The organism is Streptomyces sp. NPDC046915, assembly GCF_040644935.1.
Lineage (GTDB): Bacteria > Actinomycetota > Actinomycetes > Streptomycetales > Streptomycetaceae > Streptomyces.
This window is the reverse complement of record NZ_JBEYXB010000013.1, coordinates 40,459-61,905: the sequence shown is the minus strand read 5'-3', so window position 1 is coordinate 61,905 and position 21,447 is coordinate 40,459. Positions and strand designations below refer to the sequence as shown.

General features: G+C 71.6%; 19 protein-coding genes and 2 tRNA genes. 7 read left to right on the top strand and 14 right to left on the bottom strand.

Going from position 1 to position 21,447, the window contains the following annotated elements:
- Positions 1-79: 79 nt before the first annotated feature.
- The 8 genes from def to ABZ915_RS30245 form a co-directional block, all read right to left on the bottom strand.
- On the bottom strand, positions 80-730 hold the full coding sequence (gene def, locus ABZ915_RS30280; protein ID WP_361809818.1) for a peptide deformylase: 651 nt from the start codon (positions 728-730) through the stop codon (positions 80-82).
- A 76-nt stretch (positions 731-806) separates the two neighbouring features.
- Positions 807-1,814: a hypothetical protein gene (locus ABZ915_RS30275; RefSeq protein ID WP_361809816.1), complete on the bottom strand. Its 1,008-nt coding sequence runs from the start codon at positions 1,812-1,814 to the stop codon at positions 807-809.
- 100 nt (positions 1,815-1,914) lie between these two features.
- Complete coding sequence (locus ABZ915_RS30270) at positions 1,915-3,171, bottom strand: HD domain-containing protein (protein WP_361809814.1); 1,257 nt, start codon at positions 3,169-3,171, stop codon at positions 1,915-1,917.
- Entirely contained in the window at positions 3,168-4,484 is a 1,317-nt protein-coding gene (locus ABZ915_RS30265) for an HD-GYP domain-containing protein (protein ID WP_361809812.1), read from the bottom strand. The genes ABZ915_RS30270 and ABZ915_RS30265 overlap by 4 nt, the downstream gene beginning before the upstream one ends.
- Before the next feature lie 123 nt (positions 4,485-4,607).
- Complete coding sequence (rsrA, locus tag ABZ915_RS30260) at positions 4,608-4,919, bottom strand: mycothiol system anti-sigma-R factor (RefSeq protein ID WP_361809810.1); 312 nt, start codon at positions 4,917-4,919, stop codon at positions 4,608-4,610.
- Entirely contained in the window at positions 4,916-5,599 is a 684-nt protein-coding gene (sigR, locus tag ABZ915_RS30255) for an RNA polymerase sigma factor SigR (protein ID WP_361809808.1), read from the bottom strand. Before sigR ends, rsrA begins: the two co-directional genes overlap by 4 nt.
- 256 nt (positions 5,600-5,855) lie before the next feature.
- Positions 5,856-6,488: an alpha/beta family hydrolase gene (locus ABZ915_RS30250; protein ID WP_361809806.1), complete on the bottom strand. Its 633-nt coding sequence runs from the start codon at positions 6,486-6,488 to the stop codon at positions 5,856-5,858.
- Positions 6,489-6,654: 166 nt separating this feature from the next.
- The gene (locus tag ABZ915_RS30245; protein WP_361809804.1) at positions 6,655-7,494 is read right to left on the bottom strand and encodes an SOS response-associated peptidase; all 840 of its coding nucleotides are present in this window, start codon (positions 7,492-7,494) and stop codon (positions 6,655-6,657) included.
- A 50-nt stretch (positions 7,495-7,544) separates the two neighbouring features.
- Here ABZ915_RS30245 and ABZ915_RS30240 point away from each other — a divergent pair, with 50 nt between their 5' ends.
- The 4 genes from ABZ915_RS30240 (at position 7,545) to ABZ915_RS30225 (ending at position 11,117) form a co-directional block, all read left to right on the top strand.
- Entirely contained in the window at positions 7,545-8,267 is a 723-nt protein-coding gene (locus tag ABZ915_RS30240) for a M50 family metallopeptidase (RefSeq protein ID WP_361809802.1), read from the top strand.
- A gap of 73 nt (positions 8,268-8,340) precedes the next feature.
- Entirely contained in the window at positions 8,341-9,666 is a 1,326-nt protein-coding gene (gene aroA, locus ABZ915_RS30235; RefSeq protein ID WP_361809800.1) for a 3-phosphoshikimate 1-carboxyvinyltransferase, read from the top strand.
- 12 nt (positions 9,667-9,678) lie between these two features.
- Positions 9,679-10,689 carry a ribosome small subunit-dependent GTPase A gene (rsgA, locus tag ABZ915_RS30230; protein WP_361809798.1) on the top strand — a complete coding sequence of 337 codons (1,011 nt, stop codon included), beginning with the start codon at positions 9,679-9,681 and terminating at the stop codon, positions 10,687-10,689.
- Between the two features lie 104 nt (positions 10,690-10,793).
- Positions 10,794-11,117, top strand: coding sequence for a multidrug efflux SMR transporter (locus ABZ915_RS30225; RefSeq protein ID WP_361809796.1), 324 nt, complete (start codon positions 10,794-10,796; stop codon positions 11,115-11,117).
- Between the two features lie 300 nt (positions 11,118-11,417).
- Here the strand turns inward: ABZ915_RS30225 and ABZ915_RS30220 are convergent, their stop codons facing one another.
- Complete coding sequence (locus ABZ915_RS30220; RefSeq protein WP_361809794.1) at positions 11,418-12,023, bottom strand: TetR/AcrR family transcriptional regulator; 606 nt, start codon at positions 12,021-12,023, stop codon at positions 11,418-11,420.
- Positions 12,024-12,231: 208 nt separating this feature from the next.
- Here ABZ915_RS30220 and hisN point away from each other — a divergent pair, with 208 nt between their 5' ends.
- Positions 12,232-13,032, top strand: coding sequence for a histidinol-phosphatase (gene hisN / locus ABZ915_RS30215; protein WP_361809792.1), 801 nt, complete (start codon positions 12,232-12,234; stop codon positions 13,030-13,032).
- A gap of 161 nt (positions 13,033-13,193) precedes the next feature.
- Positions 13,194-13,595, top strand: coding sequence for a CBS domain-containing protein (locus ABZ915_RS30210; RefSeq protein WP_361809790.1), 402 nt, complete (start codon positions 13,194-13,196; stop codon positions 13,593-13,595).
- Between the two features lie 52 nt (positions 13,596-13,647).
- Here the strand turns inward: ABZ915_RS30210 and ABZ915_RS30205 are convergent, their stop codons facing one another.
- A complete protein-coding gene (locus ABZ915_RS30205; RefSeq protein ID WP_361809788.1) occupies positions 13,648-15,099 on the bottom strand; it encodes a catalase in 1,452 nt (483 codons plus the stop codon).
- Positions 15,100-15,243: 144 nt separating this feature from the next.
- On the opposite strand from ABZ915_RS30205, the gene ABZ915_RS30200 reads away from it, so the two are divergent.
- Positions 15,244-15,660 (top strand): Fur family transcriptional regulator, encoded by a 417-nt coding sequence (locus ABZ915_RS30200; RefSeq protein ID WP_361809786.1) that lies wholly within the window; start codon positions 15,244-15,246, stop codon positions 15,658-15,660.
- Between the two features lie 128 nt (positions 15,661-15,788).
- Here ABZ915_RS30200 and ABZ915_RS30195 read toward each other — a convergent pair.
- From ABZ915_RS30195 to ABZ915_RS30180, 4 genes are all read right to left on the bottom strand, one after another.
- Positions 15,789-15,862, bottom strand: a tRNA-Met gene (locus ABZ915_RS30195).
- Between the two features lie 443 nt (positions 15,863-16,305).
- Positions 16,306-18,153 (bottom strand): tetratricopeptide repeat protein, encoded by a 1,848-nt coding sequence (locus ABZ915_RS30190; RefSeq protein ID WP_361809784.1) that lies wholly within the window; start codon positions 18,151-18,153, stop codon positions 16,306-16,308.
- Positions 18,154-18,370: 217 nt separating this feature from the next.
- Positions 18,371-18,444: transfer RNA gene (locus ABZ915_RS30185), tRNA-Met, on the bottom strand.
- 42 nt (positions 18,445-18,486) lie between these two features.
- A complete protein-coding gene (locus ABZ915_RS30180) occupies positions 18,487-21,384 on the bottom strand; it encodes a UPF0182 family protein (RefSeq protein ID WP_361810173.1) in 2,898 nt (965 codons plus the stop codon).
- Positions 21,385-21,447: the final 63 nt, after the last annotated feature.

Below are 21,447 nucleotides of genomic sequence, written 5' to 3'. Positions count from 1 at the left end.
ACGACGCCCGGTCGGGACGGGATCCTGACCGGGCGTCGTCGCTGCTCTCGTGCGGTCCCCGCACGCGCGGGGCGGGCACTCAGTCGTTGGCGACCACGGGGTAGCGTGGCTCGTTCTCGGCCATCTGCCGCAGCGCGTCCTTGCGTTCACGCTTGGAGAGACGGTCGATGTAGAGGTAGCCGTACAGGTGGTCGGTCTCGTGCTGCAAACAGCGAGCGAAGTAGCCGGTGCCCCGCACCTTGACCGGGTTGCCCTTCTCGTCCTGCCCGGTGACCTCGGCGTAGTCGGGCCGCGCGAGCGGCGCGTACGCGGTCGGGACGGACAGGCAGCCCTCGTTGCTGTCGTCCAGCCGGCGCTTGTCCGCGGGCAGGTCGACGACCTTCGGGTTGCAGACCACGCCGACGTGCCGCACGCCCTCGTCGTCCTGGCAGTCGTACACGAAGACCTTCAGGTCGACGCCGATCTGGTTGGCGGCCAGGCCCACGCCCTCGGCCGTGCGCTGGCTGGCGAACATGTCGGCGACCAGCTTCTCGAGCTCCTCGCCGAACTCGGTGACGTCCGTGCACTCCTTGTGCAGCACCGGGTTGCCGACGACCGTGATCGGCCGTGAGGTGCCGCGCTCGCGCCAGGCGGTCTCGCGCTCCTCGCAGTCCTCCGTGTCGACGACGAAGCCCTCCTCGTCGACGGGGAGCACGCCCGCGTGCTGCTGATCGGTGTCCTGCTGGGCCATGACCGACGTACGCCTTCCTCGGAAAAACTGGGGTGCGCACCACAGGTGTGGTGCTGGTACAGGGTACGGCGAACGCTCAGCAGACCTCTTCCAGATCCCGCCAGTCACGCGAGTCCGGGCTGTCCGCCACCCAGCCGTCCAGCAGCCCCCTCACCAGGGAGGCCGGCGCCGCGACGCCGCACTCCCGCTCCGGCACCCACAGCTGCCCGTCGGTCCGGTGGCCCAGCGGGCCCGGGTGTCCCGGCTCGCTGTGGTCGTGGGGGTCCAGGTGGACACCGTCGCCCTCGTCGGACGGCATCCGGGACTCGGAGCACATCCGGCACAGCAGCCGCACGGACGACGACCAGTCCTCCGCCGCGAAACCGGCGTCGGCGGCGAGCTGCTCCAGGGCGTCCCGGTCGGCCTCGGTGGCGGCCTCCAGGAGGACCACCCAGGTGGGCACCGGCGAGGGCGCCCACAGCTCGATCTCGTCGAAGACGGGGTAGGCGTGCCCGGCGGCCGTGGTCCGCTCGCCGTGCGGCACACCGTCGTGCAGCACGACCTCGCCCCAGCGCCGTCCGGACGAGGGAAGCGGAATGGACAGCACCTCGATCCGCGCCGGATCGAGCCTGCGGCCCCACACGACCTCGGCCTCGCCCTCCGGCGACAGCCGTACGGCCGCGCTGCCCAGGTCCATCCCCAGCGGCTCCCCGGAGGCGGTGGCCCCTCCCCCAGCCTTCGGCCGGGAGGTGCCCCCAGGCACCTTCAGCCCGTAGGCCTGCCAGGCCCGGCGGGCCAGCGGCCAGTCCTGGAGGGCGGTGGCGGCGATGCCCACGTTCCACCAGTCGGGCGCCCCGGTCTCCCGGTCGAGCAGCGCCACGGCCCTGAGGCCCGCCGCCCGCGCCTGTTCCCAGTCGTGCCGGAACTTGTGCAGCAGGGCGAGGTTGAACCAGGACTCCGACAGCCAGGGCTCCAGGTCGGCGGCGCGCGTCAGCAGCTCGCCCGCGTCCTCGTACCGGCCGTCCCCGATCAGCGTGAACGCCCGGTCGGTGGCCTGCCGCCAGGAGGCGGAGGGCCGGTGTCGTCCCTTGCCGAAGATCCTCACGATTCCCGCCTGCCAGTTCCAGTTCCGCACAGTGGGCTGGCTTGTGCCCCCGGACACCCTCTCCCTCGCATCCAACCACGTACGCAGGCCAGGGCGCTCATTACCCATGGGTTACCCAGCCCGCGGCACGGTCAGACAGGCTCCCGCCGCCCCGCTGGTTCCACAGCACCCGCGCGAGGGACTCCACGACCTCGGGCGCGTACTCCCCGGCCGTGCCGAGCCGTAGCTCCTCCAGCGCCTTCAGCTGCCCGCCGGGCCCGGCGTCCCGGGTCTTCTCCTCGTAGGCGTTCACCGCCCGCACGATCCGCGCGGCGAGCGGCTGCTCCGGGTAGGGATCGGCCTGCCGCTCCACGACCACGGCGACCGCCGCGTCCACCCCGGTCTGCCGTACGACGGCCCCGCCGAGCAGCGCTATGCGCCGCTGTTCCTCGGCGGGCAGCACGGCGGTGGCGCCGGCCGGCACCGGGTCGACGAGGCTGAGCTGGCCGATGTCGTGCATCAGGGCCGCGTACTCCAGCACGGTCAGCTCGGGTCGCGTCAGCCCCAGGTCGCGGCCGACGGCCCGGCTGAGCGCGGCCACCCGGTGGGCGTGCCCGGCCGGGGTGTAACCGGCTATCTCGGTGGCCCGCGCGAGGGAGGCGATGGTCTGCCGGTAGGTGGCGCGCACGGCCGCGTACCGGCGCAGCGACTGCTGGGTGAGCAGCAGGGGCAGGCAGAAGACGGGCAGCGCCCACAGGCCCGCCACGGCGATCGCGAGCGCGATCACCGCCCCGGTCGCACAGACGGCGGACCCGATCCCGACGAGTCCCCGCAACTCGTCCCTGAGGAGCGGGCCGAACGGCCAGCGGCTGCGGGAGTGCGCCAGCGCGGCGGCCAGCAGGGCGTCGCACAGCGCGGTGAGGGAGAGCAGCGCGACCAGCAGCAGCGCGTAGGCCGGTCCGCCCCAGGTCTCGAACACGCCCCGGCTGTACAGGGGTTGGAAGCAGACGGCGGCGAAGCCGACGGTGAGGACGCGGCGGGCCAGGTGGTCGAGGGTCGGGGTCCGCCCCCGCCAGATGTGCGGGACACTGCCCAGCAGGGCGGCGGCCAGGACGACGGCGACGACCTGGGGCGCGTCGTGCCGGGTGGCGTGTCCCGCGTCCTCCCCGAGCAGCGCGTACGCCAGCGCCCCGGCGGCGCCGATCGGTGCGGCCTCCCTGACCTGGGCGCCGGTCCACCTGACGAGTTCGCCGACCGTGACGAGGACGCCGAAGGCGAGGGCGGCACCGCGTTCGTCCAGGCCGGTCCAGAGGGTGTCGGCGAGGGCTGCGGTGGCGACGAGGGCGGCGGCGGCGTGGATGAGGCGCAGCGCGGTCATCGCCGCGCTCCGGTCCGGCCGACGACGGGTTCGGGTGGTGCCGTGGCGCACTCCGGCTCGTCGGCGGTGACCGCGGGACGCCAGCCGTGCCGTCCCAGGGCGCGGGCCAGCGCGGTGACCATCCGGGGGTCGAACTGCTCCCCCGCGCACCGCCGGAGCTCGTCCAGGGCGGCCGGTACGGGCCGGGCCCTGCGGTAGGAGCGGGTGGACGTCATCGCGTCGAAGGCGTCCGCGACGGCGACGACCCGGGCGCACTCGGGGATCTGGCCGCCCACCAGCCCGTAGGGGTAGCCGCTGCCGTCGATGCGCTCGTGGTGGTGCAGGATCGCCGCGCGGGCCTCGCCGAGGAAGGAGATGCCGCGCACCATCTCGTGGCCGTACTCGGGGTGCAGCTCGATGACCCGCCGCTCCTCGGGGGTGAGCGGTCCGTCCTTGCGGAGCAGCCGCGTGGGCACGCCGAGTTTGCCGACGTCGTGCAGGATCCCGGCGAAGCGCAGCACCTCGACCCGCTCGTCGTCCATGCCCAGTTCGCGGGCGATCAGCACGGAGGCGTGTCCGACGCGCTCGCTGTGCCCGCGGGTGTAGCCGTCCTTGATGTCGACGGCCTGCACCAGTGCGCGGATGGTCGCCTGATGGGCGGCGCGCTCCTGGTGGTACTGGGCGAACACCCACCAGGACACGCACATCGGCAGCAGCACGAGCAGCGCGGCGACCGGCCCGTACGGGCTGCGCCACAGCACGGCCATCATCAGCCCGGCCAGTCCGTGCACCCCGGTCGGCGCCAGGGACCGGGACAGCAGCCCCCGCCAGGCCCGGCGGGCCGGCACCCGGCCCTCGACGGCGAGCATCCCGCCGTCGAGGGCGGCCAGCACCAGGCAGAACACCGGCACGGCGGCCACGGCGGGCAGCAGGGCGTACGGGAAGTCCGAGGCGACGACCGCGGCCTGGCCGCCCAGCGCCCCGTGCACCCGGGCCGCGCTCCACACGGCGAGCGCCAGCCGGGCTGCCCGCCAGATCCGTCGCGCGGTGGCGGGCCGCTGGTCCACGCGGGACAGCAGCGCGCCCGGCAGCGGTACGAGCGCGGCGGCGGCCGGGGGCAGCAGGAAGGCCCCGGCGAGCAGGACGGGGTAGACAGGGTGGAACGTGCCCGGGAAACGACGCCGTACGACGTGCTCGCAGGCCGTGTACAGCGCGGCGAGCAGGGCCACCGCCCACCAGGGGGTGGGGAGTGCCGGCAGCGGCAGCGGACACAGCAGCGCGAGCAGGGCGACACCGGCCACATAGCCGCGTACCCGTGCCGGAACCGCCTCCATGACCCCTCCCCCGACCATGCCCTTCCAGGCGTTCGGAGCCTAGGGCGGTAGTCGGGGGGTTCGAGGGTCTATGACCCGAGGATTAGCACGTTCGGGTGATGACCTGAGGGTCAGGAGACCGGGTCAGGACTCCTGGGGCGTGACCGGTGCGGCCGTCACGTCGTGCTCGGGAACGGCCTGCCCGGAGCGGATCAGGTCGAGCCGCCCCAGGACCTTGGCGCGCAGGTCGGTCGGCACGTCGTCATGCCCGCAGCACCGCTTGACCAGCTTCTTCACGGCCTCTTCCAGGCCGTACTTCTCCAGGCACGGCGAGCACTCCTGGAAGTGCTGCTTGAACTTGTCGCGATCGACGTCCGGCATCTCGCTGTCGAGGAACTCGTACAGATGGTCCAGGACCTCACTGCAGTCCGTCTCGTGCGGCTCTCCGCAGCTCATGAGCCCGAGCCTTTCGCTTCGTTCGACTCCCCGGCGCCGGCCGGGACCAGCCCACGCTCGCGGGCGTAGTCCTCGAGCATGCCGCGCAGTTGACGGCGGCCCCGGTGCAGCCGGGACATCACCGTACCGATGGGTGTCCCCATGATGTCCGCGATCTCCTTGTACGCAAAGCCCTCGACGTCCGCGAGATACACGGCGATGCGGAATTCCTCGGGGATCGCCTGAAGCGCTTCCTTCACGTCCGAGTCGGGCAGGTGGTCGAGCGCCTGCGACTCGGCGGAGCGCAGACCGGTCGACATGTGCGACTCGGCACGGGCGAGCTGCCAGTCCTCGATCTCCTCGGCCGCGCTGCGCTGGGGCTCGCGCTGCTTCTTGCGGTACGAGTTGATGAAGGTGTTCGTGAGGATCCGGTACAGCCACGCCTTGAGGTTGGTGCCCTCGCGGAACTGGTGGAAGGACGCGTACGCCTTGGCGTACGTCTCCTGCACCAGGTCCTCGGCGTCGGCCGGGTTGCGCGTCATGCGCAGGGCGGCCGAGTACATCTGGTCGAGGAATTCGAGCGCGTCCCGTTCGAAGCGCGCGGTGCGCTCCGCGGTCGACTCCGCGCCGACGCCCTGGCCCTCGGGCAGCTCCGCCTGGCCGTTGTCGGTCCCTGCGTCTGTCCCAGTGACCGGACCCACCTCCTCAAGATCGCGCGTGAGGCCGAAACCGGTCCCACTCGATTCGGAGGATAGACGACGACCGGTGCCTGCCGCCGCTCGAATAGGAGCGGTCTTGGCCGCGTGCAGCACTGTCCAGTCCAGGTCAGTACTGCTGCTGCGGCTCGGGCAGATGGTCGAACCCATGCGGCGGACTCCCTCTCCTACGACATCCGTGCTGGTGGTTCAGCACTTCCGTCCGCCACAACAGTGCCGCGGTGCCGCGCATTCCCGGCGGTCAGCCGAGTGACGCGGTCCACTGGACGACCGCGTCGGTGATGACTTCCAGTGCCCGCTCCTGGGTGATCTCGGCGCGCTTGGGCACGGCGAAGCCGTGATCGCCGTACGGCACCTCGACCAGTTCGTGGCTCCCCTCGGGGAACTCCTCCGGCTTCCCGAACGGATCGTTGCCGCCCTGCACGACGAGCGTCGGCACCCCGGCGCCCAGCAACTCGTCGGCGCGGGACTTCTCGGGCCTGCCCGGCGGGTGCAGGGGGAAGCTGAGCGCGAGAACAGCATGCGCCCCCAGCTCTCCGGCCGTACGGCAGGCGACCCGCGCCCCCGCACTCCGCCCGCCGGAGACCACCGGCAGCCCCTGCTTGCCGATCACCGGCCAGACCCCGCGCCACCCGGCGTCCAGCGTCCTCGGCGCGGGCGCCACCTTCTTCCCGGCCACCCGCCAGGGCTGCTCCACGAGCGCGACGCTCACCCCGTGCCCCGGGAGCACCCCGGCGAGCGCCTGGAGATCCCGCGCCTCGATGCCACCTCCGGCCCCGTGGCTGACGGCCAGGACGAGCCTCGGCTTCTTGGCCGGGTGCCAGGTGACACGGGCGGTGCCGGCTTCGGTGTCGACGGTGTCGGTACGGGTCACAGATCTACGGTATCCAGGCCTGCGAACGCCGCGTAGCTGCGTAGCTGCGTAGCTGCGTAGCTGCGTAGCTGCGTAGGTGCGTAGGTGCGTAGGTGCGTAGGTGCGTAGGTGCGTAGGTGCGTAGGTGCGTAGGTGCGTAGGTGCGGGCAACCGTGCCGAACCCCGCTCAGAACAGCGTGCCCACCTCCGGCCCCTCCAGCTCCTTCAACAGGTCGGCGCCGTTGTTGCGCACATTGCTCACCGCCGTGGACACGGGATACGCCCGCATGAGCCCCGCAGGCGGCGGCGCCAGCAGCGACCGCAGATCCTCGACATCGGTACGCGACGGGTCCAGCCACGCGTCCCACCGATCCGCCGTGAGCATCAACGGCATCCGGGGATGAATCTCGGCCAGCGAATGCGGCCCCTCCCCGGGCGCGACGGCCAGCGGCGTCCGCTCCGCCTCCGTGGTGATCACCGAGCACGTCACCCACCAGGCCCGCGGATGATCGTCCGGCAGCGTCCGGTCCCGCCAGAACTCGTACAGCCCGGCCATCGCGAAGACCGACCCGTCGGCGGGCAGCACGAAGTACGGCTGCTTGCGCGGCCGCTTCTTCTTCCCCTCGACCTCCAGGTCCCGCTCCTGTGTGCCGGTGACCCACTCGTAGTAGCCGTCGGCGGGCACGATGCAGCGCCGGGCGGTGAAGGCGCGGCGGTAGGACGGCTTCTCGTGCACGGTCTCCGCCCGCGCGTTGATCATCCGCGCGCCGCCCTCGGGCGACTTGGCCCAGGAGGGGACCAGCCCCCACTTGAGCTTGCGCAGCTGGCGAACCGGGCGCCCCGTGACGGAGGAACTGGTCGATGCCGTGTCGGCGTCCTTCACAGGACGGTCCAGGACCGCGTAGACCTCCTTGGTCGGAGCCACGTTGTAATCCGGCTCCAGGGTCTCCTCGGGCTCCCACTTCTCGATTTCAAAGATTCCCGCGAGATCCTCGGGCCTACGACTCGACGCATACCGTCCGCACATACGTGCCACACTGCCAGACTCCGCACAGCGACAGGGAGCAACCACCGAACATGGAGAGCACCGCCGCCACCGCGCTGCCCGACCTCTGGGACCGTCTCATGGGGACCCAGCCGGACCCCGATATGTGGGTGGTGCTCGCCACCCTGGGCGCGGCGCTCGCGGTGGTCGTCCCGCACACCGTGTGGCGCGTCTCCCGCAACGCCATCACCATCGCCCACGAGGGCGGCCACGGACTCGTCGCGCTGCTCACCGGCCGGCAGCTCACCGGTATACGGCTGCACTCGGACACCAGCGGCCTCACCGTCAGCCGCGGCAAGCCGTACGGCATAGGCATGATCCTCACCGCCGCCTCCGGCTACACCGCTCCCCCGCTGCTGGGCCTGGGCGGCGCCGCCCTGCTGGCCGCCGGGCGGATCACGCTGCTGCTGTGGCTGGCGACCGCGCTCCTGGTGGTGATGCTGGTGATGATCCGCAACGCGTACGGGGTCCTGACGGTGGTCCTGACGGGCGGCACCTTCCTCCTGGTCTCCTGGCTGGCCGGACCCCAGGTGCAGGCCGCGTTCGCCTACGCGGTGGTGTGGTTCCTGCTCTTCGGCGGAGTCCGCCCGGCGTTCGAGCTCCAGGCGAAGCGGACGCGCGGCGGCGCGGGCGACTCCGACGCCGACCAGCTGTCCCGGCTCACGCACGTCCCGGCGGGCCTGTGGCTGTTCCTGTTCCATGTGGTGTCGCTGTGCTCGCTGATCGGCGGCGGCCGCTGGCTGCTGGAAGTCTGAGGCTCGCGCGACCAGCCCCGACGGGCCCGCAGCCGCGCAACGCCCCGGACCGTCCACCACTAAAGTGGGGCCCATGGCCCCGAACGACGCCCACACCGCCCTCTGGCCCGCCCCGCACGCGAGCGGAGCCGTCGACGCGACGGTCCACGTGCCCGGGTCCAAGTCGGTCACCAACCGCGCCCTGGTGCTCGCCGCCCTCGCCTCCGAGCCCGGCTGGCTGCGCCGCCCGCTGCGCTCCCGCGACACGCTGCTGATGGCCGGCGCCCTGCGCGCGATGGGCGTGGAGATCGAGGAAGGCGTGGGCCCGGACGGCACGGGCGAGGCCTGGCGGGTGCTCCCGACGGGCCTGCACGGCCCGGCCACGGTCGACGTCGGCAACGCCGGCACCGTCATGCGCTTCCTGCCGCCGGTGGCCGCGCTGGCCGACGGCCCCGTCCGCTTCGACGGCGACCCCAGGTCGTACGAGCGTCCCCTGAACGGTGTGATCGACGCGCTGCGCGTGCTGGGCGCCCGGATCGACGACGACGGCCGCGGCGCGCTGCCGCTGACCGTGCACGGCGGCGGTGCGCTGGACGGCGGCCCGGTGTCGGTCGACGCCTCGTCCTCGTCGCAGTTCGTCTCGGCGCTGCTGCTGTCCGGCCCCCGGTTCAACCAGGGCGTCGAGGTCCGCCACACCGGCGCGACGCTGCCCTCCATGCCGCACATCCGGATGACGGTCGACATGCTGCGCGCGGTCGGCGCCCAGGTGGACACCCCGGAGTCGGGCGGCGAGCCGAACGTCTGGCGGGTGACCCCGGGCGCGCTGCTCGGCCGTGACCTGACCATCGAGCCTGACCTGTCCAACGCCCAGCCGTTCCTGGCGGCGGCGCTGGTCACCGGCGGCAAGGTACTGATCCCGGACTGGCCGGCCAGGACCACCCAGCCGGGTGACCGGCTGCGCGAGATCTTCACCGAGATGGGCGGTTCCTGCGAGCTGACCGAGTACGGCCTGGTCTTCACCGGCTCCGGCTCGGTGCACGGCGTCGACGTGGACCTGGGCGACGTCGGCGAGCTGACCCCGGGCATCGCCGCGGTCGCCGCGCTCGCGGACTCCCCCTCGACGCTGCGGGGCGTGGCCCATCTGCGGCTGCACGAGACGGACCGGCTGGCCGCGCTGACCAAGGAGATCAACGAGCTGGGCGGTGACGTCACCGAGACGGCCGACGGCCTGCACATCCGCCCGCGCACGCTGCACGGCGGCACCTTCCACACGTACGAGGACCACCGTATGGCGACGGCCGGTGCGATCATCGGCCTGGCGGTCGACGGTGTGCGGATCGAGAACGTGGCGACCACCGCGAAGACCCTGCCCGACTTCCCCGAGCTGTGGACCGGGATGCTCGGGAGCGACAGGGCGTAGGGGAGCACCGCCATGCGCCGCTACGGCAAGCACACCGACGAGGACGACATCCGCAGCCGCCCCAACCGCAAGGGCAACCGACCCCGCACCAACATCCGGCCCAAGCACGAGGACGCGGCCGAGGGCATGGTCCTCACCGTCGACCGGGGTCGTCTGACCTGCCTCGTCGACGGCCGTACGGTGCTGGCGATGAAGGCCCGCGAACTGGGCCGCAAGGCCGCGGTGGTGGGCGACCGGGTGGCGCTGGTCGGTGACCTGTCCGGGAAGAAGGACACGCTGGCGCGGATCGTCCGCATCGGGCAGCGCTCGTCGGTGCTGCGCCGCACCGCGGACGACGACGACCCGTTCGAGCGGGTGGTGGTCGCCAACGCCGACCAGCTGGCGATCGTCACGGCCCTGGCCGACCCCGAGCCGCGCCCGCGTCTGATCGACCGCTGCCTGGTCGCGGCCTACGACGGCGGCCTGGAGCCCCTCCTGGTGATGACCAAGTCGGACCTGGCACCGCCGGACAAGCTGCTGGAGCTGTACGGCGACCTGGACATCCCGTACGTCGTCACCAGCCGCGAGGAACTGGCGGACGGCGGCGCGGCCGATCGGGTGCGGGAGCAGCTGGACGGCCGGATCACGGCCTTCGTCGGCCACTCGGGCGTCGGCAAGACGACCCTCGTCAACGCGCTGGTCCCCAAGGAGCGCCGCCGCACGACGGGCCATGTCAACGCGGTGACGGGCCGCGGCCGGCACACCACCACGTCGGCCCTCGCCCTGCCCCTGGCGACCGCGGGGGGCTGGGTGATCGACACCCCGGGAGTACGGTCCTTCGGCCTCGCGCACATCGACCCCACCCGCGTCATCCACGCCTTCCCGGACCTCGAACCCGGCACGGAGGGCTGCCCGCGCGCGTGCAGTCACGACGAGCCGGACTGCGCGCTGGACGCCTGGGTGGCCGAGGGGCACGCCGACCCGGCACGGCTGTACTCGCTGCGCAGGCTGCTGGCCACCCGCGAGCGCACGGAAGGCGACTGACGGCCGTGTCGATTCGCGCGTCGTGTTGTTCGCGCGTTGTTTGGGAGGCGGCGAGTCCGGTAAGTGCATAATCGCACCGAGCCGGACCTACGGGAGGACAGCACATGGCGTGGCTGCTGGTCATCGTGGCCGGAATGCTCGAAACGGGCTTCGCCGTGTGCCTCAAGCTCTCCCACGGTTTCACCCGGCTCTGGCCCACGATCGCCTTCTGCTGCTTCGCCCTCGGCAGCTTCGGCCTGCTCACCCTCTCCCTGAAGAAGCTGGACGTGGGCCCGGCCTACGCGGTGTGGACCGGCATCGGCGCGGCGGGCACCGCGATCTACGGCATGATCTTCCTCGGCGACCTGGTCTCCACCCTGAAGATCGTCTCCATCAGCCTGGTCATCGTCGGCGTGATCGGCCTGCAACTGTCGGGCTCGGCGCGCTAGGGCCTGTCCAGCCTCGCCTTCGTCATCACCCGGACGTCCTGGAGTACTTGGAGCGCGTCCAGGACACCCTCGATCCAGGGCGACCGGAAGGGCAGCATGGTGCTGATCGAGTTCCCCGGCCGACGGGCCGGGCGTCAGCACGGCCTCCGGCGACTCGCCCGCCGCGCCGAGGACTTGGCTGCGATCCGAGGACGGGCGCACTGCCCGGACCCTCGACCCGGTCGTCGAAATCGACGTCCGGACCGGTCACTTGCGACCCGGGCCGGTCACTTGCGACGACGCGCCCGCCCCTGCCGTCGCTCACGCCGGCTGCCGGGTGAGGGCACCGCGCACCAGCTCCGCGATCCCGCCCTCCCCCGGCGGAGCCGCGACGCAGGACAGGGCGAGCCGTACGGCCAGTTCGCAGGATCTGACGAGCTCGACGGTGTCCGCCGGGGCCGCACCGGGGCCGGCCACCGCCGCGACCGCCCGGTCTCGCACGATCTGTACGAAGTCGCCGGGCGAGGGCAGCGGGCCGTCCGCCCGGCGCTGCGCCGGTACGGCGGAGGAGGACGGCACGGCGGACAGCGTCGGCGCGGGCAGGCGTTCGCTCCAGCAGCCCGTGAGCATGGCCCGTACCAGCGCGTTGTCCCGGGCGGCCGACGTCATCCACTCGGCGGTGGCGGTGAGCCGGTCGCGCGGGTCGGCGTGCGCGGCGAGCGCCCGCTCCACCCCGGCGACGTACCCGTCGGCCTCTCTCCGTACCAGCGCTCTGGCCAGCCCTTCCTTGCTGCCGAACTCGTTGTACAGCGTCTGCCGGGACACTCCGGCCGCCGCGGCCACGTCCACCATCCGCACGGCGGACCACGGCCGGCGCGCAAGCGCCGTGTAGGCGGCGTCCAGTAGGGATTCCCGCGCTGCAGGCATCTTCGCCTCCCTCGGGCGAGCGGCTCTGGGCCCAGATTTGACGCGCAGACAGGCACTGTCAAGGGTTCACGAAGGCACCGGGGGGCGCCTTCGCACCGCAAGCGCGTGTCCGCCGGTCGTCTCCGCGCCCCGGCCCGGTACCCCCGTACCCGTGGTACCTCCCGCCCCCCGGTAGCCCCATCCCAGGTCACCCGGATACGGTTCCTGCATGCCCGACTACCTCGACGACCTCCGCCTCGCCCACGTCCTCGCGGACGCGGCCGACGCCGCTACGACGGCTCGCTTCAAGGCGCTCGACCTCAAGGTGGAGACCAAGCCGGACATGACCCCGGTGAGCGAGGCGGACCGGGCCGCCGAGGAGCTCATCCGCGGCCAGCTCCAGCGCGCCCGCCCCAGAGACGCGATCCTCGGCGAGGAGTACGGCATCGAGGGCACCGGCCCCCGCCGCTGGGTGATCGACCCGATCGACGGCACCAAGAACTACGTCCGCGGCGTCCCCGTCTGGGCCACGCTCATCTCCCTGATGGAGGCGGCGGAGGGCGGCTACCGGCCCGTCGTCGGCGTGGTCTCCGCCCCCGCCCTCAGCCGCCGCTGGTGGGCCGCGCAGGGCCACGGCGCCTTCACCGGCCGCAGCCTGTCCTCCGCCACCCGCCTGCGCGTCTCCCGCGTGTCGAAGCTCACCGACGCCTCCTTCGCGTACTCCTCGCTCAGCGGCTGGGAGGAGCGCGGCAGCCTGAACGGCTTCCTCGACCTCACCCGCGAGGTCTGGCGCACGCGCGCGTACGGCGACTTCTGGCCCTACATGATGGTCGCCGAGGGCTCGATCGACCTCTGCGCCGAGCCCGAGCTGTCCCTGTGGGACATGGCCGCCAACGCGATCATCGTCACGGAGGCCGGCGGCACCTTCACCGGCCTCGACGGCCGCCCGGGCCCGCACAGCGGCAACGCGGCCGCGTCGAACGGCCTGCTGCACGACGAGTTGCTGGGGTATCTCAACCAGCGCTACTGAGTTCCACGGGGCGATCACGCACGCCCTCAAATGGCCGCGTGCGCCCTCTTGTTGACCCGCCCTTTACCTGGGACGCTGAGAGCACCCTCATTTGTGAACTTGTGAATCGATGAACTTGTCCTTCACGGGTTCATCGGATTCGTAGGAGGTGCCTCCATCCCATGCTCGTCCGAGACGCCATGAGCACGGTGGTCCTGACCATCGGCCCCGCCCACACCCTCCGCCAAGCCGCCGCCCTGATGTCCGCCCGCCGGGTCGGCGCCGCCATCGTCCTCGACCCGGACGCCGGCGGCATCGGGATCCTCACCGAGCGGGACATCCTCAACTCCGTGGGCCTCGGCCAGAACCCGGACACGGAACGCATCCACGCCCACACCACCAACAACGTCGTGTTCGCCGCCCCGACCTGGACCCTGGAGGAGGCCGCCCGCGCCATGGCCCACGGCGGCTTCCGCCACCTCGTCGTCCTCGACCGCGGCGAGCCCGCCGGGATCGTCTCGGTCCGCGACATCATCCGCTGCTGGGCACCCGCACCCGCCCAGCCGCACGTCGTACCGGCCTGAACGCGCGACGGGCCGGGCCCCCGCGAGGGACCCGGCCCGTCACCGGTGCGCGTCAGCCTCGCAGGGCCTGGACCGCGGTCTCCAGCCGCTTGCCGAAGTCCCCGTCGGCCCGACGGAAGTTGTCGATCGCGCGCTCGGCGACGTCGTCCCGCGAGACCTGCGCGATGGCGCCGGCGAGGTTGCCGACGAGGCGCTCCTTCTCGCCCTCCGACATCAGCCGGTAGAGGTTGCCCGCCTGGACGAAGTCGTCGTCCTCGGCGTGCACCGGGGCCGCGTGGTCGCCGGTGGCGCCGGAGACAGGGACCGGCTGCCAGAGCGGGCGGTCCGTCTGGAAGGGGCCGCCGAAGCTGTTCGGCTCGTAGTTCCTGGCGCCCTTGTGGCGGCCGTCGTACAGGTGGCCGTCACGGGAGTTGGTGCGCGCCTCGGTGGCGTGCGGGCGGTTCACCGGCAGGTGGCCGGCGTTGATGCCGACGCGGTAGCGGTGAGCATCGCCGTAGGCGAAGAGGCGGCCCTGGAGCATCTTGTCCGGGGACGGGCCGATGCCGGGCACGAAGTGCGCCGGGGAGAAGATCGACTGCTCGACCTCGGCGAAGACGTTCTCCGGGTTGCGGTTGAGCTCCAGCTTGCCGATCTCGACGACCGGGTGGTCCGCGTGCGGCCACACCTTGGTCAGGTCGAAGGGATTGAAACGGTAGGCCGCGGCCTCGGCGGCGGGCATGATCTGCACGCCGACCGTCCAGGTCGGGTACTCGCCGCGCTCGATGGCCTCGCGCAGGTCGCGCTGGTGGGAGTCGGGGTCCGCACCGGCGAGCCCGGCGGCCTCCTCGGCGGTCAGGTTCTTGATCCCCTGGTCGGTCTTGAAGTGGTACTTGACCCAGAAGACCTCGCCCGCCTCGTTGTTCCACTGGAAGGTGTGCGAGCCGAAGCCGTCCATGTGGCGGTAGGACGCCGGGATGCCGCGGTCGCCGAACAGCCAGGTCACCTGGTGGGTCGACTCGGGGGACAGACCCCAGAAGTCCCAGACGTTGTCCGCCTCCTGCGAACCCGTGTACGGGTCGCGCTTCTGCGTGTGGATGAAGTCCGGGAACTTGATGGCGTCCTTGATGAAGAACACCGGGGTGTTGTTGCCGACGAGGTCGTAGTTGCCCTCCTCGGTGTAGAACTTCAGCGCGAAGCCGCGCGGGTCACGGACGGCGTCCGCGGAGCCCAGGCTGCCGGCCACGGTCGAGAAGCGGAGGAAGACCTCGGTCTGCCTGCCGGCCTCGGAGAGGAACCCGGCGCGCGTGTACGGGGTGACGTCGGCGGTCACCGTGAAGGTGCCGTAGGCGCCCGCGCCCCGGGCGTGCACCACGCGCTCCGGAATGCGCTCGCGGTTGAAGTGGGCCAGCTTCTCCAGGAGGAGCTGGTCCTGGACGAGCACCGGGCCGCCGACGCCCGCGGTCTCGCTGTTCTGGTTGTCGGCCACCGGCGCACCGGCCTCCGTCGTGAGCGGTCCCTGCGTCACGTCCGCCTCCTGCGTCACTTCTACTCATTCCTGCAACTCAACCAATTCCAGCCTCGATCCTACACTGGACTTCATCTAATTCAATTCAAGCTCCAAACTCACACCTGTTCGGAAACTGGTCCTCTTGCTGTTAAGCTGGTTCGCATGAGCGACCTTCTGGAACGACTGCGCGGACGCGGATGGCGGATGACCGCGCAGCGACGCGTCGTGGCCGAGGTCCTCGACGGCGAACACGTCCATATGACGGCCGACGAGGTCCACTCTCGGGCTGTCGCCAAGCTGCCCGAGATCTCCCGGGCGACCGTCTACAACACGCTCGGCGAGCTGGTCTCCCTCGGCGAGGTGATCGAGGTCTCCACCGACCAGCGGGCCAAGCGGTACGACCCGAACGCGCACCGGCCGCATCAGCACCTGGTCTGCGCCCAGTGCGGCGCGATCCGGGACGTCCACCCGGTCGGCAACCCGCTGGCCGACCTCCCCGACTCGGAGCGCTTCGGCTTCACGGTCTCGGACGTCGAGGTCACGTACCGCGGCGTCTGCCCGAACTGCGCGACGGCCTGAGCCACACTCCGAAGCCCCGGCGCCCCCTGAGGGGCGCCGGGGCTTCGCGCTGTTCGCGCTCGCTGCGCGCTGCCCACAAAACACCGAGGGCCGGAACCCATTGCTGGATTCCGGCCCTCGGCCTCAAGTAGCGGGGACAGGATTTGAACCTGCGACCTCTGGGTTATGAGCCCAGCGAGCTACCGAGCTGCTCCACCCCGCGTCGGTGAACTGAACATTACGTGAAGGATGCACCGGGAGGCAAATCGCTTTGGATCATCCGGCCTGCACGGCGATCGGGGGGCGGAGCCTCGCGGCGGGGTGCGGGGGCGCAGCCCCGCCGGGAGGCCCGGGAGACGCAGCCCCGCCGGGGGCCCGGGAGACGCAGCCCCGCGGGCGGGGTGCAGGGGCGCAGCCCCGCAGGGGTCCAGGGGGCGCAGCCCCGCCGGGAGGCCCGGGAGACGCAGCCCCGCAGGGGTCCAGGGGGCGCAGCCCCGCGGGCGGGGTGCAGGGGCGCAGCCCCGCAGGGGTCCAGGGGGCGCAGCCCCCGGCCGGGGTCGAAGGGGCGGAGCCCCTGGGGACGGGAATGGGTAGGGGCGGCGGGGGCGAGAAACCCGGCGCCAACCACAGCCCCACCCGCACACCCGGCGGAGCCACAGCGCAGCGCTACGCGGACAACTCCTCCCGCAGAGCATCCCGCAACCGCTCCGCCCGCGCAGCGACCTCCGCCGGCCCGAGCGTCACCGCCCGGTCGGCCCACCGCTGGCCGACCGCCAGCTCCCCCCGACGCGCGTAGACCAGGGCCAGCCGAAGCGCCGCCCGCCCGTGCCCGGCGTCCGCGGCCCGCTCCCACCACACGGCCGCCTCGGGCTCACTGCCCTCCCGGGCCAGCAGCAGCCCAAGGTTGAACGCCCCGTTCCGCGACCCGGCCTCCGCCGCCGCCCGGTACCACCGCGCCGCCTCGACCACGTCCCCCCGGGCCGCCGCCAGCATTCCGACCCGGACCTGCGCCCGCCGGTGCCCCTGGCACGCCGCCCGCTCGTACCACTCCTCGCACTCGGTCTTCTCGTGCACGACCTCACCGAGCTCGTGCGCCGGCTCGGCCGGCCGCCGCGCGTCGAGCACGGTCGCCAGCCGGTACGCGGCCTCCGCGCTGCCGCCGCCCGCCGCGCACCGCAGATGCCGCTCGGCCTCCTGCTCGTCACCCTCCCGCAGCCGCGCGATCCCGACCTGCAACGCCGCCTCCGTGTGCCCGGCGGCGGCCGCCCGCTCGTACCAGCCCAGCGCGACGACGTCCTCGCCCCGCCCGGCGTACAGGATCCCCAGGTTGAACGCGGCGTCCACGCTCCCGGCCTCGGCCGCCTTGGAGAACCACGGCTCCGCGCCCGTCGTGTCGCCGCCCTGAAGCAGCAGGATCGCGAGCGCGTTCGCCGCCTCCCGGTGCCCGGCGTACGCCGCCCGCCGGTACCACTGCTCGGCCTGCGCGGTCCGGCCCTGCTCGGCGCAGAGCAGCGCGAGGTTGTAGGCGCCGTTGTCGTCACCGGCGTCCGTCGCCGCCCGGTACCACCGCTCGGCGGTCTGCGTCTCGCCGCGTTCGGCGTGCAGCGCGCCGAGCGCGTTGGCCGCGTTGCCGTCGCCGTCCTGCGCGGCCCTGAGCCACCACACGGCCGCACTCTCGGTGTCCCCGGCGTCGCGCAGCAGGAAGCCGAGCGCGCAGGCGGCGCGCGCCTCACCGTCCTTGGCGGAGGTCAGGTACCAGCGCCCGGCCTCCTTCAGTTCGCCCCGCTTCTCCAGGATCGCGCCGAGGTGCAGCGCGGCCCGCCGGTGCCCGCGCGCGGCGGCCTGGCGATACCACTGTTCGACCTCCTCGACAGCGTTGTCAGCGCCGGTTTCCTCCTCGTTCGTGGCTCTGCGGTCGAGTGCGCGCGCCAGCCGGTACGCGGCCTCCCGGTGGCCGCGCTCGGCGGCGGCCCGCATCCACTGCTGGGCGGCGGGCTCGTCCCCGCGGTGCTCGAGCAGGTCGGCGAGCGCGTACGCGCCCAGTGGGTGCCCCTGCTCGGCGGACTGCCGCAGCCAGTACTCGGCGGCGGGCTCGTCCCCGCGCTCACGGTGGTGCCGGCCCAGCGCGTGCGCGGCCGCCGCGGAACCGGCGACGGCGGCGATCCGCCACCACCCGGCGGCCTCGTCGGGGTACCCCCGCTGGTGCAGGAGGACGCCCAGGTTGTTGGCGGCGGCCCGGTCGCCGGCCGCCGTGGCGGCACGCAGATGGGGTTCGGCGCCGTCGAGGTCGCCGCGGCGCAGCAGCATGGCTCCGAGGACGCTCATCGCCTCGGCGTCACCGGCCTGCGCGGCGAGCCGCTGACGCGCCTCCTCCGCGGCCTCACCTGCCTCGTCGCGGTCGGCGGACGGCGCGAGGTCGGCGGGCAGCACAACGTCGGCATCCTGCGCAAAATCAGCAGGCTGCACAAAAGGCCCTGTATCCAACAGAGTTGCCTTGTCCCCCATAACGTCCATCGTCGCACCACCTACAACCGGGGTACACCCGGTATACCGCAGCCCGTGAGGTCACTTCAGCGTTTTGTCGACATGCCCACAGAGAGACAAGTCAAACACAGATCGCCGATCTCCCCACGGCGGCGCGGCGGCTCCGCGCACCGGTACATGCGTTCGCCGCCTGTCCGCACACCACGAAGGCCCGGATCCAGTTATGGATCCGGGCCTTCGGTGTCAGTAGCGGGGACAGGATTTGAACCTGCGACCTCTGGGTTATGAGCCCAGCGAGCTACCGAGCTGCTCCACCCCGCGCCGTTGTGCAGCAACCGTATCACGGCGCGGGGTGCCTCTTGATCAGCCCGGTCGGCCGCCGCTGGTCTTGTCCGGCTGGGACTGCGCCTTCTCGGCCCGCTTCAGCGCGTCCTCCAGGTCCTGCTGCGCCTTGCCGTACGCCGTCCAGTCGTTCTTCTTCAGGGCCTCCTGGCCCTCGTCGAACGCCTTCTGGGCGTCCTTCAGGGCCTGCTGGACCGTCGGGTTGCCGGACGTGGGCGGGTTGGCGTTGCCGTTGCCGGTGTCCGTGTCGGACGGCGTGGTCGACGGCTTCGCCCCGAAGACCACGTTGAGGGCGTCGTCGAGGGTGTTCTCGAAGGCGGTCTTGCCCCCGTAGGTCACCAACACCTTCTTCAGCAGCGGGTACTTGAGGCCGCCGCCGCGCACGTAGACCGGCTCCGCGTACAGCAGGCCTCCGTCGAGCGGCACGGTCAGCAGGTTGCCGTACTCGATGTCGGAGTCGCCGCCCTTGAGCAGCTTGATGGCCGCGGCGATCTCCTGTTCGGAGTTGAACTTGCTCTGGACCTGTTTCGGCCCTTCGACCGCCGTACTCGTCGGCAGTTTCAGCACTCTGATCTTGCCGTAGTCGCTGGTGCCCGCCTCGGCGTCGACCGACATGAAGGCGCTCAGGTTGTCCCGGCCGTTCGGTGTGAACGTCGTCGACAGCGAGAACGCCTGCGACGCCTGGCCGGGCATCTGCATGCTCAGGTAGTACGGCGGTACCGCGTTGCCCGACTTGTTCGTCGGGTCGTTCGGCACCTGCCACACCTCGCTGCCGGTCAGGAAGGTCTGCGCGTCGGTCACGTGGTAGCGGGTGAGCAGCTCGCGCTGGACCTTGAACAGGTCCTGCGGGTACCGCAGATGGGACATCAGGGTGTCGGAGATGGCGGTCCTCGGCTTCACCGTGCCGGGGAATGCCTTCATCCAGGTCTTCAGGACCGGGTCCTTGGTGTCCCACTGGTAGAGCTTGACCTCGCCGGTGTACGCGTCGACGGTCGCCTTCACCGAGTTGCGGATGTAGTTGACCTGGTTCTGCTGGGCCACCACCGCGCGGTTGTTGTTGGTGGCGGTCAGCGAGTCGGCGGTCGTGTCGCCGAGGGTCGTACGGGAGGCGTAGGGATATCCGTTCGTCGTCGTGTACGCGTCGACGATCCACTGGATACGGCCGTCCACGACCGCCGGGTAGGCGTCACCGTCGATGGTCAGCCAGGGGGCGACCGCCTCGACGCGCTCCTTGGGCGTGCGGTTGTAGAGGATCCGCGAACCCTTGCCGATCGCGCCCGAGTAGAGCATCTGCGGCTCGTTGAAGGCCACCGCGTAGGCGGCGCGGTTGATCGGGCTGGAGAGGCTGACCCCGCTCTTGGCCTTGTAGCTGGTGGTCTTCTCGCCCTCGTTGTCGGAGTAGTCGACCTCCTTCTGGGGGCCGCCGACGATGGAGTACGTGGTGGTCTTCTCGCCGTAGTAGACGCGCTGCTGGTACGTCGGGAGGTCGCCCTTGGACGGCAGGTTCTTCTCGGTGTAGACCGGCTGTCCCTCGGAGTCCGCCTCGGTGCCCTTGGCGGCGACCACCCCGTAGCCGTGGGTGTAGCGGAAGTGGTTGTTGATCCAGTTCTTCTTGGGGATGCCGGCGAGGTTCAGCTCGCGCAGGCCGATGACGGTGTCTTGGTCCTTACCGTCCTCGCCGTCCTTGCTGTACCGGTCGACGTCGAGGTTGGTCGGGAAACCGTAGTAGTTCCGCATCTGCTGCATCTGCTGGAACGTGGGCGAGACGATGTTCGGGTCGAGGATCCGGATGCTCGCCGCCTTGTCGGCGTCGTCGCGCAGGGCCGCCTTGTCCTTGGTGGTGCTCTCGCCCGCGTACTCGGAGACGTCCGCGTCGTCGATGCCGTACGCCTCGCGCGTGGCCTTGATGTTCTTCTCGACGTACGGCGCTTCCTTGGCCTGCTCGTTCGGCTGGACCTGGAACTTCTGGACGATCGCCGGGTACAGGCCGCCGATGAGGATCGCGGAGAGCACCATCAGGCCGAAGCCGATCATGGGCAGCTGCCAGGTGCGCCGCCACAGGGTGGCGAAGAACAGCAGGGCGCAGATGACGGCGATGCAGAACAGGATCGTCTTGGCGGGCAGATAGGCGTTGGCGTCGACGTACCTCAGGCCGGTCCAGTGGTCGCTGGCCTTGAAGTCGCTGGACTTGACCGCCAGCCCGTACCGGTCGAGCCAGTAGGCGACCGCCTTCAGGGCGACGAACACGCCGAGGAGCACCGACAGGTGCCCGGTCGCCGCGGCCGTGGCGCGGGCGCCCGGGCTGGTGACGCGCAGCCCGCCGTACAGGTAGTGGGTGAGCGCGGCGGCGATCAGGGACAGGATCGCGGCGGCGAAGCCGAAGCCGAGCAGGAACCGGTACCAGGGCAGGTCGAAGGCGTAGAACGAGACGTCCAGATGGAACTGGGGGTCCTTCTGGTGGAAGGGCACCCCGTTGACCCACATCAGCCAGGTCCGCCACTGCCCGGCCGCGGAGGCGCCCGCGATCAGGCCCACCAGGGCGGTGATGGCGAACAACAGCCACTTCTTGTACGGCGCGATACCCATGCGGTAGCGGTCCAGGCTCTGCTGCTCCATGGACATGGCGCTCAGCGGGGGCCGCATCCGGTGGGCGAGCCAGATGTTGAAGCCGACCGCTATGGCCATCAGCAGCCCGAAGACGAAGAACAGGCCGGTCTTCGTCCACAGGGTGGTGGTGAACACGGACGAGTAGTGCACCGAGCGGTACCAGAGCCAGTCCGTCCAGAAGCCGGCGAACATGGTGAACGCCATGCCGAGCGCGGCGAGGACCCCCAAGGTCATGAGCAGGGTCCGGGCTCGCCGGGACGGGCGGCCCACTCTGATCCGCGGTCCCGTCGGGCCTCCGCCGCGGTCCGGCATCTGGAAAGCCAAGGTGCGCCCCTCGAAGTTCGCTGTCGATCCGTCAGGCCCTCGTGTTCTCGG

What these genes read in the sequence shown, in the direction of transcription:
- ABZ915_RS30220 (WP_361809794.1), bottom strand. Translation starts at nt 12,023, where the DNA reads ATGCCTGCAGCGCGGGAATCCCTACTGGACGCCGCCTACACGGCGCTT.
- ABZ915_RS30240 (WP_361809802.1), top strand. Translation starts at nt 7,545, where the DNA reads ATGGAGAGCACCGCCGCCACCGCGCTGCCCGACCTCTGGGACCGTCTC.
- ABZ915_RS30200 (WP_361809786.1), top strand. Translation starts at nt 15,244, where the DNA reads ATGAGCGACCTTCTGGAACGACTGCGCGGACGCGGATGGCGGATGACC.
- ABZ915_RS30180 (WP_361810173.1), bottom strand. Translation starts at nt 21,384, where the DNA reads ATGCCGGACCGCGGCGGAGGCCCGACGGGACCGCGGATCAGAGTGGGC.
- rsgA (WP_361809798.1), top strand. Translation starts at nt 9,679, where the DNA reads ATGCGCCGCTACGGCAAGCACACCGACGAGGACGACATCCGCAGCCGC.
- ABZ915_RS30245 (WP_361809804.1), bottom strand. Translation starts at nt 7,494, where the DNA reads ATGTGCGGACGGTATGCGTCGAGTCGTAGGCCCGAGGATCTCGCGGGA.
- def (WP_361809818.1), bottom strand. Translation starts at nt 730, where the DNA reads ATGGCCCAGCAGGACACCGATCAGCAGCACGCGGGCGTGCTCCCCGTC.
- ABZ915_RS30265 (WP_361809812.1), bottom strand. Translation starts at nt 4,484, where the DNA reads ATGGAGGCGGTTCCGGCACGGGTACGCGGCTATGTGGCCGGTGTCGCC.
- aroA (WP_361809800.1), top strand. Translation starts at nt 8,341, where the DNA reads ATGGCCCCGAACGACGCCCACACCGCCCTCTGGCCCGCCCCGCACGCG.
- ABZ915_RS30225 (WP_361809796.1), top strand. Translation starts at nt 10,794, where the DNA reads ATGGCGTGGCTGCTGGTCATCGTGGCCGGAATGCTCGAAACGGGCTTC.
- hisN (WP_361809792.1), top strand. Translation starts at nt 12,232, where the DNA reads ATGCCCGACTACCTCGACGACCTCCGCCTCGCCCACGTCCTCGCGGAC.
- ABZ915_RS30210 (WP_361809790.1), top strand. Translation starts at nt 13,194, where the DNA reads ATGCTCGTCCGAGACGCCATGAGCACGGTGGTCCTGACCATCGGCCCC.
- rsrA (WP_361809810.1), bottom strand. Translation starts at nt 4,919, where the DNA reads ATGAGCTGCGGAGAGCCGCACGAGACGGACTGCAGTGAGGTCCTGGAC.
- ABZ915_RS30270 (WP_361809814.1), bottom strand. Translation starts at nt 3,171, where the DNA reads ATGACCGCGCTGCGCCTCATCCACGCCGCCGCCGCCCTCGTCGCCACC.
- ABZ915_RS30190 (WP_361809784.1), bottom strand. Translation starts at nt 18,153, where the DNA reads ATGGACGTTATGGGGGACAAGGCAACTCTGTTGGATACAGGGCCTTTT.